This is a genomic window from Neobacillus endophyticus, assembly GCF_013248975.1.
In the GTDB taxonomy this organism is placed as follows: Bacteria; Bacillota; Bacilli; order Bacillales; family Cytobacillaceae; genus Neobacillus; species Neobacillus endophyticus.
In genome coordinates this window covers 1,665,001-1,682,500 of the sequence record NZ_JABRWH010000001.1, presented here as the reverse complement: position 1 = coordinate 1,682,500, position 17,500 = coordinate 1,665,001, and the positions used below count along the sequence as shown (strand labels likewise).

Sequence of the window (17,500 nt, the reverse complement as noted above, 5' to 3'; positions counted from 1 at the left end):
GCAGACGGAACAATACGTTAAATTTCGTTTTGCATTTACCAAAGCTTTCGCAAAGTCGAGGACCGTATCTTCTTTCATACTTAAAACATGGAATGCTAGTCGAGAGGCTGTTTTCGGGCCAATTCCCGGTAATTTCATAAAGCTGTCAATCAGCTTAGAGATCGGTTCAGGATAATGCATTTTTATAATTCCTCTCTTAAATGAAAATTCACCCTCTACCTTTGGACATGTGCCCAGAAAATAGAGGGATACCTGAATTTATTTATTAAAATGGCAGATTTAGACCTTTTGTAAACTGCCCCATTGTATTGTTTGTCATTTCGTCTGCTTTTTTTAGCGCATCATTTACAGCAGCTAGAACTAAATCCTGCAGCATTTCAATATCATCCGGATCTACTGCTTCAGGTTTAATGGCAATATCCACTACTTCTTTATGGCCTGATACTTTAACAGTTACCATACCGCCTCCAGCAGTACCTTCTACAGTTTGTTTTCCTAATTCTTCTTGAGCCTCTTGCATTTTCTTTTGCATTTTTTGCATTTGCTTCATCATATTTTGCATATTTCCGCCGCCACGCATCATAATTTTCTACCTCCAAATAGTTAATTAATCAATAATTTCAACAATCTCTGCACCAAATAGCTTCTTTGCTTCGGCAATATGAGGTTCTTCTTCCCTGGTCGTACCACTTCCCTCTTCTAGGTCATCGTGTTGACTACTCAGGAAATTTTCCCTCAGGGAATGCCATTGATCTTCAGGAATACCTAACAGCAATAGCTTTCTACCGGTTAATTTCATTAAAGCTGACGTTACCGCTTCAATAAAATCACTACGGTTCATCGCCATTTGGCAAATCATCCCATGCTTAAATTTTATAATTAAAGCGGCTGAAGAAGCAGCCACCGGTTCAGCTTCACTTAACAGAGCTGCCTGCGATTTCAGCAAACCAGCCCTCATTTCTCCCCAACTGGCTTTGACAAGATTCAGATCATTCTTAGTTGCTTGTTTAAGAACCTCATTGATTTTTCCAACTGGCGCCTGAAATGAATTCCTCGATACCCTTTGTGCCGATTTTTGAGTCTGGGCAGCTGGATCTTGCTGCGATCTGGCCACGCCATGTTCTTTTAATATTCGCAGCTCGTTTTCCAGCTGGTCGATCCGTGATAATAATTGTTCCATATTTTCCGGTTGTGCCTGCATTGTCTGTTTTACATCCAATTGACACAATTTGACGATGGCAACCTCCAGAAAAATCCTGGGGTGATTGGTCCAACGCATATCCTGCTGTGTTTTATTTAACAGATCTATCAACTGGTATATCTCTGCTGTTGACATTTCCTCCGTCAGTCTCCGAAACTCGTCATCGAGCAGTACTCTTTCCAATGATTCTTCCAGCTTTGGAGCAGTCTTGTAAAGCAGCATATCACGATAAAATAAAATAAGATCCTCAATAAATCGCGCAGGGTCTTTCCCGTGAAATAACAGCTCCTCCAAGGCCTCTAATCCTTTGACCACATCCTTTTCACGGAAGGCTGCAGCCATTTTATTCAAGAAACCTTGAGATACCGACCCTGTTACCGTTAAAGCATCCTCCACGGTTACTCGATCTTCACTGTAGGAAATAGCTTGATCTAATAGACTTAAGGCATCACGCATACCGCCCTCAGCCGCTCTAGCAATTAATTGTAAGGCATTATCATCACAATTCACGCCTGTTTCCTGGAGAATTAACTTCATTCGGTTGACAATTGATTGAGCGGTAATCCGTCTAAAATCAAACCTTTGACATCTGGAGATGATCGTTAACGGAATTTTATGCGGTTCTGTAGTGGCCAAAATAAAAATGACATGCTTCGGAGGCTCCTCTAGTGTTTTCAGCAATGCATTAAAAGCACTAATCGAGAGCATATGCACTTCATCAATGATATAGACCTTATAGTTAACCGCTGTCGGAGCAAATCTGACCTTATCCAGAACATCTCTCATTTCTTCTACACGAGAGTTCGAAGCTGCGTCAAATTCCAAAACATCCGGAATGGTACCATTTGTAATTCCACGGCATGCCGCACATTCATTACATGGTTCCGCAACTGGTGCATGCTCACAGTTAATAGCCTTTGCCAAAATTTTGGCTGCACTTGTTTTACCTGTTCCCCTTGGTCCGGAAAAGAGATACGCATGAGAAGTTTTTTGCTGAAGCAGGGCATTTTGCAATGTCTTCGTTACATGTTCTTGTCCAACCACATCAAAAAAAGTTTGCGGACGCCATACACGATATAAAGCTTGATACGCCAAAGACAACGCCCCCTTCGGAAATTTTCATCTTATCTATTATACAGTAAATGTTTGAATGATTTCAAAGCGAATCCTTACGAGTAATTAAAAAACCCATCCTAAAAAAGGATGAGTTTTCATTTTATAATATGTAATAACTGCCGCGCACCTTCCGTCGACTGACGCCCATAAGCGTTACTTAAGCAGTTAGCTCGGCCCAGGCACCCCTGCGGCACATGGGAGAGTCCACTTAATGCTGCTTCCTTCCGGACCTGACATGGTTCATGGATTCCCATTGCGCAGGACCCGGGCGTCAACACCACTTACTTAAGGCAGACCCTACAGGTCATCAGCCTCGGGAAGGGATTCAGTCCCGCTAGAGCGGATTGCGGGTACAGGGCACCGCTGCCTCCCCACCTAGCGCGGCAAAGTTGATACCAATTATTAAATGCGTCGTAACTGACGCTTTTTTAGTATACAAATATTCTTGAAAAAAATCAATTATTATCCGTTGTAAATTTTTGTAAGTCTATATTTTTTTTCTGGACCCTTTTTTTCTCCCTGATTTTTCGAAAAAAATCTGAAAGCATTTGGCCACATTGATTCTCTAATACCCCAGCTTCAACTTGGCATTGATGGTTGAAGCGCGGCTCTTGTAAAAGGTTCATTAATGTTCCCGCACAACCGCCCTTTGGATCGCTGGCGCCATATACCACACGCTGAATTCTCGATAGAACAATAGCTCCAGAGCACATGGGGCAAGGTTCCAATGTTACATACAATGTTGTATCCTCCAGCCTCCAGCTTCCCATTTCCCTGCAGGCCTGTTCAATTGCCAGAAGCTCCGCATGTGCCAATGAATTTTGTTCATTTTCTCTTAAATTATGGGCCCGAGAAATAATCTTACCATCGTGAACGATAATTGCACCAATAGGTACCTCATTTAATGCTTCCGCCTTTTTCGCTTCCATTATGGCTTCCATCATATACGTTTCATCTTGCGTGTGTTCGTTCGTCATTCATTAACCATCCTAACCCCTACTTAACTATAGATTTTATCCTAAAATCATTATATAAACACCTTGAAAGGTGAAATTTGCCCATATTATATCATTTATCTGCTTCCCACCTCATAGAATAGCGGTAGCGCATATGTGCAGGGAGGAGATAAAATGCAAATCCACGTTGTCAGACAAAATGAATCATTAACAACCATAGCAAGAACCTTCCATACAACTACTCAAGATATTGTCGAAGCTAATGATCTTCCAAATCCAAATAATCTTGTCGTCGGACAATCACTTGTCATCCCTATTGTTGGCAGGTTCCATTTTGTACAGTCTGGGGATACTGTCCAATCGATAGCTAGAAAAGAAGGGGTTTCCGCCCAACAGGTTGCCTCTGTTAATCAAATTTCTGTCAATCAGACACTTCAAACGGGCCAACGTCTGTATATCCCCGCAGCCCCAAAAAGAAATGCTGAATTTAATGGCTATGTAGAACCACGCAGCACTTCTATTTTGCCGAGTTTGGAAAATAGCGCAAGGGAGGCTGGACCCTATTTAACTTACTTAGCTCCTTTCGCCTTTCAAGCGCAGCGTGATGGCACACTGAAGGAGCCGCTCCTCAATAACTTCCCAGCCATAGCCAGGGCCAACCGCAATGTATTAATGATGGTGATAAACAATCAGGAAAATGACCAATTCAGCGATGAACTGGGGCGGATCATCCTGACAAATATGGCCATTCAGAATACATTTCTCAATAATATCGTGGCAACCGCTAAAAAGTACGGTTTTCGTGACATCCACTTCGATTTCGAATACTTACGCCCTGTTGATCGTGATGCCTATAACCAATTTTTACGAAAAGCAAAGGCCAGATTTAATCAAGAGGGCTGGCTTATGTCAACAGCCCTTGCCCCAAAAACCAGTGCTACACAAAAAGGTAAATGGTATGAGGGCCATGATTATAAAGCACATGGGGAAATATCCGACTTTGTGGTCATTATGTCATATGAGTGGGGCTACAGCGGCGGCCCTGCGATGGCAGTCTCGCCTATTGATCAAGTAAGAAAAGTAATGGACTATGCTGTATCTGCAATCCCTTCTAATAAAATTCTTATGGGGCAGAATCTTTATGGTTATGATTGGACACTGCCGTTTGTCCAAGGTACCGTTGCTGAGGCAGTCAGCCCGCAGGAAGCCATACAGCGTGCAGCACAGCATAATGTTCCCATCCAGTATGATGAAAAGTCACAAGCTCCACATTTCAACTATACCGCTGCAGACGGGAAGCAGCATGAGGTCTGGTTTGAAGATGCCCGCTCAATCCAAGCTAAATTTAATTTAATTAAAGAACTCAATTTACGCGGTATGAGCTATTGGAAGCTTGGATTGGCATTCCCGCAGAACTGGCTATTAATTGTAGAAAATTTCAATGTAACAAAACGGGCTACTTAAAAGATATTTTCTCAAAAGACTGCCGCTTATCCGGCAGTTTTTTCATATCTCTCAAAGAAATTCACTTCTTTAAAAATATTCCATATCCAATCGAGGGACAGATTATGATAGAATATTCTTTGTGTCATTGCGGAAATTGTCGCTTACTGACGATTTTCTGCCATATTCATAAAAATAGATAATTCCAGTTAGTCTGGCTAAACATAGCAATGCAAGCAGCAGGAGAAGGGGGATAAAAATGGGGGCTACACCCTTTATTACGGTTGAAGGGCCGATCGGTGTGGGAAAAACATCGCTTGCAAGAGCAATCTCGGAGCAATTTAATTTTGCCCTTTTAAAGGAAATTGTTGACGAAAATCCATTCCTGGGGAAATTTTACGAAAACATTGAGGAATGGAGCTTTCAGACAGAGATGTTTTTTCTGTGCAATCGATTTAAACAATTAGGAGATATCAATACCCAATATATTAGCAAAAATCAAGCTGTCGTTGCTGATTATCATATATTCAAAAATTTGATTTTTGCCCAGAGAACATTGAATCCAAGTGAATACGCAAAATATTATAAGATTTATCAAATCTTAACTGAAGATATGCCAAAACCGAACGTGATCATTTATTTAAACGCAAGCCTTGATACATTGTTAAAACGGATTAAACTTAGAGGGCGCGAAGTAGAAAAAAATATCAGCCCGCTTTATTTGGAGCAATTATCTTTAGATTATGAACATACCATGGCGTTGTTTGAAAAGGAACATCCGGAAATACCTGTTCTTCGCTTCAACGGCGATGATTTAGATTTCGTAAAAAACGATCAGGATTTAGACCTTATCATGAAACGACTTTCATTGGCATTAAAAGAGAAAGCTGAACAAACACATTTTAGAACAGGGGGATGTTCGTGAGCATCGTTATTGGCGGTATGATTGGTCTTGGAAAAACAAGTGTGGCGGACCTATTGAGAGATCATTTTCAAAGTAATGGAATTGAGAGTAAGGTATTTTACGAAGCGGTAGATGATAATCCAATTCTCCCTCTTTATTATGAATTGACTCCAGAAGAATTGGATGCTAAAAGAATTCCCTTTTTACTGCAATTATTTTTCCTTAACAAACGTTTTAAAACGGTAAAGGACTGTATAAATTGGAAGAACCCCATATATACGATTCAAGACCGTTCCATTTATGAAGATTGGTACTTTGCTTATGTAAATAAAAATTTGGGCAGAATCTCTGATTTAGAATTTAAAATCTACGAAGAGCTTGCTGACAACATGATGGAGGAGCTAAAAGAACTTCCGAAAAAAGCCCCAGATCTCATGGTCTATTTAAAAGGCTCTTTTGAAACAGTACTCGACCGAATTATGGCCCGCGGCAGAAGCTTTGAGATTAACCCTGAATTAAAGGAGTATTATTTTGAAGTTTGGAAGGGCTATGATGAATGGGTTATCGACCATTATGATGCAAGTGAAGTATTGATTATTAATATGGATCAAACAGATGTTGTTAACAATGCCCTTGACGCAAAAAGAGTTTGCCGTGAAGTAGAAGAAAAATTAAATGAAATTCTATCTATAACAAAAACATATATTGGTTAAATGCCAATATGTGTTTTTTTATGGAAATAAAAAAAAAGTTCGCTACAATAGTTTGTAACGAACTTTTATCTCCAGTTTTATGCGCGATTATTTATTTGGTGGCGGAGGAAGAGGGATTCGAACCCCCGCGCGGTTTAACCCGCCTGTCGGTTTTCAAGACCGATCCCTTCAGCCGGACTTGGGTATTCCTCCGTAACAACAAAAATTAATTTATCACAAAATCTCCACAAAGTCAAATCAAATTTTGGAATTCTCGAGCAGAAATTTTTCTGCCCGAGAATTTCCTCATTAGACTGGTTTGATCACTTCACGGTTCCCCATATACGGGCGCAGTACAGTTGGAATGATGACACTGCCGTCTTCCTGCTGATAATTTTCCAAAATAGCAGCGACTGTGCGGCCAATTGCAAGACCTGATCCATTTAATGTATGCACATGCTCCGGCTTTGCCTTTAAGTCACGGCGGAAGCGGATATTCGCGCGACGAGCCTGGAATGCCTCAAAATTACTACAAGAAGAGATTTCACGGTAAGTTTCATAGCTAGGCAGCCAAACCTCAATATCGTACTTTTTGGCAGCGGTAAAGCCAAGGTCTCCTGTACACATGCTTAACACATGGTATGGAAGCTCTAAAAGCTGAAGTACTCTTTCTGCATCATTTGTCAACTTTTCAAGTTCATCATAAGAATCTTCAGGCTTCACAAACTTCACTAGCTCAACTTTATTAAACTGGTGCTGGCGAATTAGCCCCCTGGTGTCACGGCCCGCTGAACCAGCTTCAGAACGGAAGCAGGCGCTGTAGGCCGCATAACGGATTGGAAGCTCATCACCGTTTAAAATTTCATCACGGTACAAATTCGTTACAGGCACTTCTGCAGTCGGAATAAGGAAGTAATCTTCACTTTCAATTAAAAAAGCATCTTCTTCAAATTTAGGAAGCTGGCCGGTTCCTGTCATGCTGGCACGATTCACCAAGTATGGCGGGATCACTTCTGTATATCCATGCTCCTCCACATGCAGATCAAGCATAAAGCTAATCAAAGCACGCTCTAAACGGGCCCCAAGGCCTTTATAAAAAACAAAACGGCTCCCAGTAACCTTTCCAGCCCGTTCAAAATCTAGAATTCCTAACCCATCAGCAATCTCCCAATGCGGTTTAGGTTCAAAATTAAACTCGCGGATTTTCCCCCATCTCCGAGTTTCTATATTATCTTCCTCTGTTTCGCCAATCGGGACACTTTCATGAGGAATATTAGGAATGCTTAGCAATAGTTCTTCTAACGTTTCTTCAACACCCTTTAATTCATCATCAAGGGCTTTAATTTTGTCTCCAACCATTCGCATTTCTTGGATTAAGTGATCTGCATCCTTTTTCTCACGTTTTAGTGCAGCCACCTGCTGTGTTACTTCATTTCTCTGCCCCTTTAATTTTTCAGATTCAACGATTAGTTCTCGTCTCTTCTGGTCCAATTCTTCAAACTGCCCAAAATCGGTTAAATCTTCGCCGCGATGCTGAAGCTTTTCCTTCACTTCATTAAAATTGGCTCTTAAATATTTTAAATCAAGCATGTTTTATAGCACTCCTTTTCTTTTTATCACTTTAACTGTCATCAATTAATTGAAATGTTTACAGCATGATGAATAACTTTCGGTTACAATATGGCTTTATACTACCTTCAAAGTCAATAAAAAACTCCCGTCCCCAAAACAGGGACGAGAGTTACCCGCGTTACCACCCTGGTTGACAGAAACTGTCCACCTCTTAAAAATTAACGGTTTTCGGCCGAGGGCACTTAATGACCATACATGTACAGCGTTCCGCACCCTGCTCGAGGAGGGATTCACAAGCATTCTCCACCGGTTCACACCAGCCACCGGCTCTCTTTAGAACAATATCTTGTTACTAGTTCCTCTCATTGCTTTCAACATTTTGATTTTGGTATTTCTTAATTTACTATAAATATTACCAAATTGCAATGATATTATTCAGCAATCTAAAAGACGGTAGCGATGTCCTAAACTAGCTGTTTTTGCTTAGCTTCTTTCACCATTTCCACAAAGTAAGCAGTAATACTATGGTTACCAGTCAGTTCTGGATGGAAAGAGCAGCCCAAGAATTGCCCTTCCCGTGCAGCTACAATGCGATCATTATGCTTGCACAGGATTTCAACATTCTCTCCTGCCTCGACAATGTGTGGTGCTCGAATAAAGACAGCAGGAAAACTTTCTGCCACATCTTTAATCGCAAGGTCAGCCTCAAAGCTGTCTACTTGACGTCCAAAGGAGTTTCGTTCAACCGTAACATCCATGACACCAATGTGCGGCTCGCTGTACCCGGCAATATTCTTCGCTAAAAGAATTAACCCTGCACAAGTACCAAACATTGGTTTCCCTGATCGGGCAAATGCCTTTAATGCGTCCATGAAGTCATATTTATCAATTAAACGGCGCATTGTAGTACTTTCTCCACCAGGAAGAATAAGTCCATCTATTTCATTTAACTGTTCTTTATGTTTAATGGCAATAGCCTCGACACCACATGCTTCTAATGATTGAATATGTTCCCGAACTGCTCCTTGTAATGCGAGAACCCCAATTTTTATCATAAGAAATACTCCTTTTTTACTGAAGGCCCGGTTCACATTGTTAACCGGGCACTCTCAGATTTCTTGCTTTTCTGTTGTATTCCGCTTTTCTTTCCAGCTCGGTGGAAAGGATCAAGGTCATAATCCCATCCGCCAAGAAGGTAAATGACAGCCTTCTCGCCGGCTCAATTTATGCTTGTCGTTACTGAGCAAGCGGCTTCCGCTTATCCTTTTACCAACCGCGGTCTTGCATGCGATCTGCTGGTGTCAAAGATGAAATCTCAATACCTTTCATTGGTGTGCCTAAGTCTTTTGAAAGCTCGGCAATTAATTTGTAATCAGTGTAATGAGTTGTCGCTTCTACAATCGCTCTTGCAAATTTAGCTGGATTTTCAGATTTGAAAATTCCTGAGCCTACAAATACACCATCTGATCCTAATTGCATCATTAACGCTGCGTCAGCAGGAGTTGCTACTCCGCCAGCTGCAAAGTTAACAACTGGAAGACGGCCAAGACGTTTAATTTCAAGGAGAATTTCGTATGGCGCACCTAGAAGTTTAGCTTCTGTCATAAGCTCGTCTTCGTTCATGGAAACCACTTTACGAACTTGTGCATTCACTTTACGAATATGGCGTACTGCCTCAACAATATTCCCTGTACCAGGTTCACCCTTTGTGCGAAGCATGGAAGCACCTTCACCGATCCTGCGGGCAGCTTCACCTAGGTCCCTACAGCCGCAGACAAACGGTACTGTATAATCATTTTTATTTAAATGGAATTCCTCATCAGCTGGTGTTAATACTTCACTCTCGTCTATGTAGTCAACACCCATAGCTTCTAGAACACGAGCCTCCACGATATGGCCAATTCTTGCTTTTGCCATAACTGGAATAGAAACAGCATTCATTACTTCTTCAACAATTCTTGGGTCTGCCATTCTGGCAACACCGCCAGCAGCACGAATATCTGAAGGAACACGTTCAAGGGCCATTACAGCCACTGCTCCTGCTTCCTCAGCAATTTTTGCTTGCTCAGCATTGACAACGTCCATGATGACGCCGCCTTTTTGCATTTCAGCCATTCCGCGTTTTACACGATCTGTACCAGTTATCATTGTAAAATCCCCTTTTTAAAAAATATTTAGAATAATGAGTGCGTTGTTAGGAAATTCCATATTTTTATGTCGGAATATTATTTCCCCATAAACCCATTAAAGCAACAAAAAAGGATTCCTGTCAAGGCAGGAATCCTTTTTTCCGACACCAAATATTGAGAAAAGTAAGCGGTCCAATCAAAATATAGACTTAATGAAAAATTTTATGCCATACGTTACTGAAGAAATGGCCAATTCCCTTCATCATCAAAACAAACCAATTAGCCTTATCGACATCTTGGGAAGCAACTACATCAACCTGTGCTTTCTTTTCACCTTCTGGTGTTACGAAGCTGAGTTTGTCGCCATTTTTCGATTCAAGCATTAAATATCCTACCTTTTCACCTTTTTTAACTGGTGCGGTAAGCTCTCCTTTACTGTTGACCTTCGATTTATCGAGTACTATCACAGGTTTTAAATCTTGTTTTTCCCCGCTCTGAGCCAGCATAGAAAGCGCTGAATTTGTGTATACTTCTACTTGACTGCTTTTCCCGTTAATTACTGGAACGGTCTTATTCCCCTTAATTTCATAATGCTTAGGAAAAATTTGTTGTTTAGAATAATTGCTAAAAGCATAATCCAACATTTTTCTTGTTTCACTGAAACGAGCAGAATATCCGCCCTTTCCATTGGCATCCTTGGCATTTTGCACCACGGTAATAAATCGCTTGCCATCACGCTCTGCCGTACCTGTAAAGCAATAACCAGCAAAGTCAGTATGTCCTGTCTTTAGCCCGTCCATCCCTTGATATCCATAAACTAATGATGGAAGCATCCAGTTCCAGTTTGGCATATTAATGGCATCTTTAGTACCTTGACGGAATGTCATTTTTGGAATACTAGATGTCTGTAAAACCTCAGGGAAGTCATTAATAAGGTGGAAAGCCAATGTCGCAACGTCTCGTGTTGACATCAAATTTTCATCTGTTGGCCCGCCGACTGATGGCTGCATTCCCTTGTAATCCGCATTATTTAAACCTGAAGCATTCACAAATTTATAGTGTTTTAATCCTAATTTCTCTGCTTCAGCATTCATCATTTTGACAAAGTTTGTTTCCGATCCGCCCATAATTTCCGCTAAAGCAATCGCTGCCGCGTCCGCGGAATATATGGCCACTGCCTGATACAATTCCTTTACGTTGTATTGGCCGCCTTGGCGCAGCGGAACGTTTGATAGACTGCGATCTTGAGACATTTTATAAACTTCGTCATCAACTGTATAAGTCTGATCCCAGCTTACCTTGCCTTTTTTAATGGCATCCAATAGCATATATTCAGTCATCATTTTGGTCATGCTGGCAATTCCTAGCGGAGTATCTGCATTTTTTTCATATAAAACTCTTCCTGTTTTACCATCCACTAATATGGCACCATCAGCATTCACGTTTAAATCCGCTTGTGCCTTTGCTTTATTCACCCCGGTAAAGAGGCTGAAAAATAAAATAAGTGCCATCGCACTGGCTATACACTTCTGAAAAACATGTTTCTTCACGATAACGCCCTCCAAGGTATTATTACACTTTGCCTATTTTATCATAACTCCAAAACAAATCATAGACAGAGCATCGAAGCATTTTCCTTCCATAACAGGCAATTCCCTGGGTCATATTTACTTAAAAAGGTCTAGGTTAAACCATGTTGTTGATTTTGCTACCTGTTGATGGGAGCGGAAGGACTTAGAATACTCGAAAATACTAACGTATGTCCTGCGTACATAGAGGGAGATTCAAGAACAAGAGTATGGGACAGAGGAGACATAACAGGCGCCAGAAGTGCCATGAGGCTCCTCTGACCTTCCGAAACTTTGGTGCCTGGATAGGAAATCAACAGTCTCGTTTAAAACAGCGCCTAAAAAAGGAAAAGGCAGTGCGCCCTTTGACAAAACGTCAAGTGCTGCATTGCCTTTTTTTAGTTTATAAAAGTGAGTAATTTGGTGCCTCTTTTGTAATTTGAATATCATGTGGATGGCTTTCTCTTAGACCAGCACCAGTCATTCTGACAAATTGGCTGTCCATTCTTAATTCCTGAAGATCCTTTGTTCCACAATATCCCATACCGGAACGCAGACCACCTATCAATTGATAAATAGTTTCTGCCAATGGACCTTTGTAAGGAATACGACCTTCAATCCCTTCAGGAACAAATTTCTTATTATCTTCTTGGAAGTATCGGTCTTTTGACCCTTTTTCCATCGCTGCAACAGAGCCCATTCCGCGATACACTTTAAAGCGGCGTCCTTGGAAGATCTCAGTTTCCCCTGGGCTTTCTGTTACTCCTGCAAGCAAGCTTCCTAGCATGACAGCATGTCCTCCTGACGCTAGTGCTTTTACAATGTCACCTGAAAATTTAATACCGCCATCGGCTATTATGCTCTTACCATGCTTCATTGCTTCCGTTGCACAGTCATAAACAGCTGTAATTTGTGGAACGCCCACTCCTGCAACAACCCTTGTGGTACAAATGGATCCAGGTCCAATTCCCACCTTCACAACATCTGCTCCAGCTTCAATTAAATCTTTCGTTGCTTCTGCCGTTGCCACATTTCCGGCAATGATCGTTAACTCAGGATAAGTGCTGCGAATTTCTTTCACCGTATCCAGTACTCCTCTTGAATGTCCATGGGCCGTGTCAACCACAATCACATCCACATTGGCTTTTACAAGTGCTTCGACCCGCTTCATGGTATCCTTCGTAACCCCAACAGCACCTCCAGCTAATAAACGCCCTTGCTTATCTTTTGCTGAGTTTGGAAACTCAATTACTTTTTCAATATCCTTAATGGTAATTAATCCCTTCAAAACACCTTGATTATCAACAAGCGGCAGCTTTTCAATTTTATGGTGTTGCAGGATTTTTTCTGCTTCACTTAAAGTTGTTCCAACAGGAGCTGTAACCAGATTTTCCTTTGTCATAACATCAGAAATCTTAAAAGAATAGTCCTGATCCTGAATAAAGCGAAGATCGCGGTTTGTAATAATTCCTACAAGCTTTTGTTCTTCGTTATTATTCACAATTGGCACACCGGAAATACGATATTTCCCCATCAAATGCTCTGCATCAAAAACCTGATGCTCAGGCGTTAGGAAAAATGGATCCGTAATGACTCCACTTTCAGAACGTTTAACCTTTTCCACTTGTTCCGCTTGCTGTTCAATTGACATATTCTTATGAATGATTCCTAGACCGCCTTGCCGTGCCATAGCAATGGCCATTTCCGATTCTGTTACCGTGTCCATTCCAGCACTAATAATGGGAATATTAAGCTTTACATTGGGTGATAATTCCACCTGTAAATCCACATCTCTTGGCAGAACTTCTGATTTCCCTGGAATTAACAAAACATCATCAAACGTCAAACCTTCTTTTGAAAACTTATTTTCCCACATTCTAACAGCCCCCAGAACAAAAAATTTTATTTGTAGGTTATCAATTGGACAAACTACTGTCAAGGAAAAACGAATTAGTTTGATTATTCAAAAAAAGGATGATGCATGTGAACACACCATATAATGGCTGGAAGAGCTTCTCCTGCTTTTTCTCCGCAGAATTTTGCCAGCATTATCTCAATAAATGTTATAAAAAGGAAAATGTTGCTCAGGCTGAACAAAAAAGCTATGAAAACTGCTATGCCTTTCTTTATTATCTTGAACATGGACAAATTTATTATGAACAGGCTGAAAAAGCTCCTCTTATTTTACGGCCTATCTTACTCTTTTATGGTCTAGTCCATTTAATTAAAGCTTGTATTTTAACAATGGACCCCGCATATCCAGAGACAACTGCCGTATTGGCCCATGGCGTATCAACAAGAAAACGAAAAAAGCAAAATTATCAATTCTTCCAAGATGAAGTGAAACTTCAAAAAAATGGACTTTTTCCTTATATGTCAGAAAAATTGTTTCACATGAAACAATTGGAAGGGGAAAAAGTCATCATGGAAGAATTATTGCAACTTATACCGGAACTCAATGAATTATTTATCATGCATGAAGGCAAAAAGACCTTTGAAAAAATAGATCAAGAAGATGATCAACTGATAATTCCTGAAATTATACTGGATTATTACCATATGACGGAAAATCGCTTTAAAGAGTACTTTATATCTAAGTTTGCCTCTAATATTGAACCTGCAAGTAATGGCTTAGCATTTAAAGTAGATCAATCAGTATTACTGGAGTACAAATTTGTAAAATTTATTTTGGAAGGTAATACTTGGACCATACCCTTAAATAAAAACAAGTTCATAAACTTTCCTGAACTTTTAATTCATTATTTGCTTCTGTATAACTTAAGCATGATTGCCCGCTATGAAACAGAGTGGTGGAGTGAACTAACAAAAATGATGCCCAATCGTGATTTTCCATTTATTCAATCATTCCTTCATATCACCATGGAAAAAGGCCCGTTTTTAATATATCAATTTCTATTGAAACAAGGCGAAAGACCTATGAAATAAGCTAAGAATATACAAAAAAAGACAACCTTAAAAGGTTGTCCTTCATTTGCCTGGCAGCGTCCTACTCTCACAGGGGCTTTCGCCCCAACTACCATCGGCGCTGAGAAGCTTAACTTCCGTGTTCGGTATGGGAACGGGTGTGACCTTCTCGCCATCACCGCCAGACTATTTTGTTGAGGTTTCATTCCCTCAAAACTAGATAATACAGAAGAAACGTTTAAGAACGAGTTCGCTTTATTCATATTGCTATGACTTGGTTAAGTCCTCGATCGATTAGTATCAGTCAGCTCCACATGTTACCACGCTTCCACCTCTGACCTATCAACCTGATCATCTTTCAGGGATCTTACTAGCTTGACGCTATGGGAAATCTCATCTTGAGGGGGGCTTCATGCTTAGATGCTTTCAGCACTTATCCCGTCCGCACATAGCTACCCAGCGATGCCTTTGGCAAGACAACTGGTACACCAGCGGTGCGTCCATCCCGGTCCTCTCGTACTAAGGACAGCTCCTCTCAAATTTCCTGCGCCCGCGACGGATAGGGACCGAACTGTCTCACGACGTTCTGAACCCAGCTCGCGTACCGCTTTAATGGGCGAACAGCCCAACCCTTGGGACCGACTACAGCCCCAGGATGCGATGAGCCGACATCGAGGTGCCAAACCTCCCCGTCGATGTGGACTCTTGGGGGAGATAAGCCTGTTATCCCCAGGGTAGCTTTTATCCGTTGAGCGATGGCCCTTCCATGCGGAACCACCGGATCACTAAGCCCGACTTTCGTCCCTGCTCGACTTGTAGGTCTCGCAGTCAAGCTCCCTTGTGCCTTTACACTCTGCGAATGATTTCCAACCATTCTGAGGGAACCTTTGGGCGCCTCCGTTACTCTTTAGGAGGCGACCGCCCCAGTCAAACTGCCCACCTGACACTGTCTCCCACCCCGATCAGGGGTGTGGGTTAGAATTTCAATACAGCCAGGGTAGTATCCCACCGACGCCTCCACCGAAGCTGGCGCTCCGGCTTCTCAGGCTCCTACCTATCCTGTACAAGCTGTACCAAAATTCAATATCAGGCTACAGTAAAGCTCCATGGGGTCTTTCCGTCCTGTCGCGGGTAACCTGCATCTTCACAGGTACTATAATTTCACCGAGTCTCTCGTTGAGACAGTGCCCAGATCGTTACGCCTTTCGTGCGGGTCGGAACTTACCCGACAAGGAATTTCGCTACCTTAGGACCGTTATAGTTACGGCCGCCGTTTACTGGGGCTTCGATTCAGAGCTTCGCTTGCGCTAACCCCTCCTCTTAACCTTCCAGCACCGGGCAGGCGTCAGCCCCTATACTTCGCCTTGCGGCTTCGCAGAGACCTGTGTTTTTGCTAAACAGTCGCCTGGGCCTATTCACTGCGGCTCTTCGAGGCTATTCACCTCAAAAAGCACCCCTTCTCCCGAAGTTACGGGGTCATTTTGCCGAGTTCCTTAACGAGAGTTCTCTCGCTCACCTTAGGATTCTCTCCTCGCCTACCTGTGTCGGTTTGCGGTACGGGCACCTTTTATCTCGCTAGAGGCTTTTCTTGGCAGTGTGGAATCAGGAACTTCGGTACTCTATTTCCCTCGCTATCACAGCTCAGCCTGTTCGAAAAGCGGATTTTCCTGCTTCTCAGCCTAACTGCTTAGACGCGCATATCCAACAGCGCGCTTACCCTATCCTCCTGCGTCCCCCCATCACTCAAACGATAAAGAGGTGGTACAGGAATATCAACCTGTTGTCCATCGCCTATGCCTTTCGGCCTCGGCTTAGGTCCCGACTAACCCTGAGCGGACGAGCCTTCCTCAGGAAACCTTAGGCATTCGGTGGATGAGATTCTCACTCATCTTTCGCTACTCATACCGGCATTCTCACTTCTAAGCGCTCCACGGGTCCTTCCGATCCCGCTTCACAGCCCTTAGAACGCTCTCCTACCACTGACATCGTAGATGTCAATCCACAGCTTCGGTGATACGTTTAGCCCCGGTACATTTTCGGCGCAGAGTCACTCGACCAGTGAGCTATTACGCACTCTTTAAATGGTGGCTGCTTCTAAGCCAACATCCTGGTTGTCTAAGCAACTCCACATCCTTTTCCACTTAACGTATACTTTGGGACCTTAGCTGGTGGTCTGGGCTGTTTCCCTTTTGACTACGGATCTTATCACTCGCAGTCTGACTCCCACGGATAAGTCTTTGGCATTCGGAGTTTGTCTGAATTCGGTAACCCGATGAGGGCCCCTAGTCCAAACAGTGCTCTACCTCCAAGACTCTTACTACGTGAGGCTAGCCCTAAAGCTATTTCGGAGAGAACCAGCTATCTCCAAGTTCGATTGGAATTTCTCCGCTACCCACACCTCATCCGCGCACTTTTCAACGTGCGTCGGTTCGGGCCTCCATCCAGTGTTACCTGGACTTCACCCTGGACATGGGTAGATCACCTGGTTTCGGGTCTACGACTACATACTAAAACGCCCTATTCAGACTCGCTTTCGCTGCGGCTCCGTCTCTTCAACTTAACCTTGCATGTAATCGTAACTCGCCGGTTCATTCTACAAAAGGCACGCCATCACCCATAAACGGGCTCTGACTACTTGTAGGCACACGGTTTCAGGATCTCTTTCACTCCCCTTCCGGGGTGCTTTTCACCTTTCCCTCACGGTACTGGTTCACTATCGGTCACTAGGGAGTATTTAGCCTTGGGAGATGGTCCTCCCTGCTTCCGACCGGATTTCACGTGTCCGGCCGTACTCAGGATCCACTCAGGAGGGAACGAAGTTTCAACTACAGGGCTGTTACCTTCTATGACGGGCCTTTCCAGACCGCTTCATCTACCCCGTTCCTTTGTAACTCCATGTTGAGTGTCCTACAACCCCGAAAGGCAAGCCTTTCGGTTTGGGCTGTTCCCGTTTCGCTCGCCGCTACTCAGGGAATCGCGTTTGCTTTCTCTTCC

The 17,500-nt window shown here is 42.6% G+C and carries 13 protein-coding genes, 1 tRNA gene, 2 rRNA genes, 1 other RNA gene and 1 other annotated feature (2 of these 18 running past the window's edge); of the genes, 4 read left to right on the top strand and 13 right to left on the bottom strand.

Annotation, left to right across the window (positions count from 1 at the left end; all coding sequences use genetic code 11):
- From recR to tadA, 5 genes are all read right to left on the bottom strand, one after another.
- Positions 1-180: the 5' end (the start) of a recombination mediator RecR gene (gene recR, locus HPT25_RS08060; RefSeq protein ID WP_173062425.1), read on the bottom strand. The gene continues 417 nt to the left of window position 1, outside the view; 180 of the gene's 597 nt are visible here — the first part of the coding sequence; its start codon is at positions 178-180; its stop codon lies beyond the left edge, outside the window.
- A gap of 85 nt (positions 181-265) precedes the next feature.
- A complete protein-coding gene (locus HPT25_RS08055; RefSeq protein ID WP_173070992.1) occupies positions 266-580 on the bottom strand; it encodes a YbaB/EbfC family nucleoid-associated protein in 315 nt (104 codons plus the stop codon).
- A 27-nt stretch (positions 581-607) separates the two neighbouring features.
- On the bottom strand, positions 608-2,296 hold the full coding sequence (gene dnaX, locus HPT25_RS08050; RefSeq protein ID WP_173062421.1) for a DNA polymerase III subunit gamma/tau: 1,689 nt from the start codon (positions 2,294-2,296) through the stop codon (positions 608-610).
- Positions 2,297-2,436: 140 nt separating this feature from the next.
- Positions 2,437-2,701, bottom strand: an RNA gene (gene ffs / locus HPT25_RS08045) — signal recognition particle sRNA large type.
- 71 nt (positions 2,702-2,772) lie between these two features.
- On the bottom strand, positions 2,773-3,294 hold the full coding sequence (gene tadA / locus HPT25_RS08040) for a tRNA adenosine(34) deaminase TadA (protein WP_173062418.1): 522 nt from the start codon (positions 3,292-3,294) through the stop codon (positions 2,773-2,775).
- 153 nt (positions 3,295-3,447) lie between these two features.
- Between tadA and HPT25_RS08035 the strand changes: the two genes are divergently transcribed.
- The 3 genes from HPT25_RS08035 to HPT25_RS08025 all read left to right on the top strand — a co-directional run bounded on the left by HPT25_RS08035 (position 3,448) and on the right by HPT25_RS08025 (position 6,333).
- Complete coding sequence (locus HPT25_RS08035; RefSeq protein WP_173062415.1) at positions 3,448-4,737, top strand: glycosyl hydrolase family 18 protein; 1,290 nt, start codon at positions 3,448-3,450, stop codon at positions 4,735-4,737.
- Positions 4,738-4,975: 238 nt separating this feature from the next.
- The gene (locus HPT25_RS08030; protein WP_173062412.1) at positions 4,976-5,641 is read left to right on the top strand and encodes a deoxynucleoside kinase; all 666 of its coding nucleotides are present in this window, start codon (positions 4,976-4,978) and stop codon (positions 5,639-5,641) included.
- The gene (locus tag HPT25_RS08025; RefSeq protein ID WP_217269661.1) at positions 5,632-6,333 is read left to right on the top strand and encodes a deoxynucleoside kinase; all 702 of its coding nucleotides are present in this window, start codon (positions 5,632-5,634) and stop codon (positions 6,331-6,333) included. The genes HPT25_RS08030 and HPT25_RS08025 overlap by 10 nt, the downstream gene beginning before the upstream one ends.
- Before the next feature lie 99 nt (positions 6,334-6,432).
- Here the strand turns inward: HPT25_RS08025 and HPT25_RS08020 are convergent.
- From HPT25_RS08020 to guaB, 6 genes are all read right to left on the bottom strand, one after another.
- Positions 6,433-6,525, bottom strand: a tRNA-Ser gene (locus HPT25_RS08020).
- A gap of 96 nt (positions 6,526-6,621) precedes the next feature.
- Complete coding sequence (serS, locus tag HPT25_RS08015; protein ID WP_173062406.1) at positions 6,622-7,902, bottom strand: serine--tRNA ligase; 1,281 nt, start codon at positions 7,900-7,902, stop codon at positions 6,622-6,624.
- Positions 7,903-8,039: 137 nt separating this feature from the next.
- Positions 8,040-8,259 (bottom strand) — a binding site (T-box leader).
- An 89-nt stretch (positions 8,260-8,348) separates the two neighbouring features.
- The gene (gene pdxT, locus HPT25_RS08010) at positions 8,349-8,939 is read right to left on the bottom strand and encodes a pyridoxal 5'-phosphate synthase glutaminase subunit PdxT (RefSeq protein ID WP_173062403.1); all 591 of its coding nucleotides are present in this window, start codon (positions 8,937-8,939) and stop codon (positions 8,349-8,351) included.
- Between the two features lie 211 nt (positions 8,940-9,150).
- The gene (pdxS, locus tag HPT25_RS08005) at positions 9,151-10,032 is read right to left on the bottom strand and encodes a pyridoxal 5'-phosphate synthase lyase subunit PdxS (protein WP_173062400.1); all 882 of its coding nucleotides are present in this window, start codon (positions 10,030-10,032) and stop codon (positions 9,151-9,153) included.
- 190 nt (positions 10,033-10,222) lie between these two features.
- Complete coding sequence (locus HPT25_RS08000; protein WP_173070990.1) at positions 10,223-11,524, bottom strand: serine hydrolase; 1,302 nt, start codon at positions 11,522-11,524, stop codon at positions 10,223-10,225.
- 460 nt (positions 11,525-11,984) lie between these two features.
- Positions 11,985-13,457, bottom strand: a complete 1,473-nt coding sequence (gene guaB, locus HPT25_RS07995) for an IMP dehydrogenase (RefSeq protein WP_173062398.1) — start codon at positions 13,455-13,457, stop codon at positions 11,985-11,987.
- A gap of 107 nt (positions 13,458-13,564) precedes the next feature.
- Between guaB and HPT25_RS07990 the strand changes: the two genes are divergently transcribed.
- The gene (locus tag HPT25_RS07990; RefSeq protein WP_376767915.1) at positions 13,565-14,527 is read left to right on the top strand and encodes a YaaC family protein; all 963 of its coding nucleotides are present in this window, start codon (positions 13,565-13,567) and stop codon (positions 14,525-14,527) included.
- Between the two features lie 48 nt (positions 14,528-14,575).
- Here HPT25_RS07990 and rrf read toward each other — a convergent pair.
- A 5S ribosomal RNA gene (gene rrf, locus HPT25_RS07985) occupies positions 14,576-14,692 on the bottom strand.
- An 88-nt stretch (positions 14,693-14,780) separates the two neighbouring features.
- Positions 14,781-17,500, bottom strand: a 23S ribosomal RNA gene (locus tag HPT25_RS07980) (it continues 215 nt past the right edge of the window).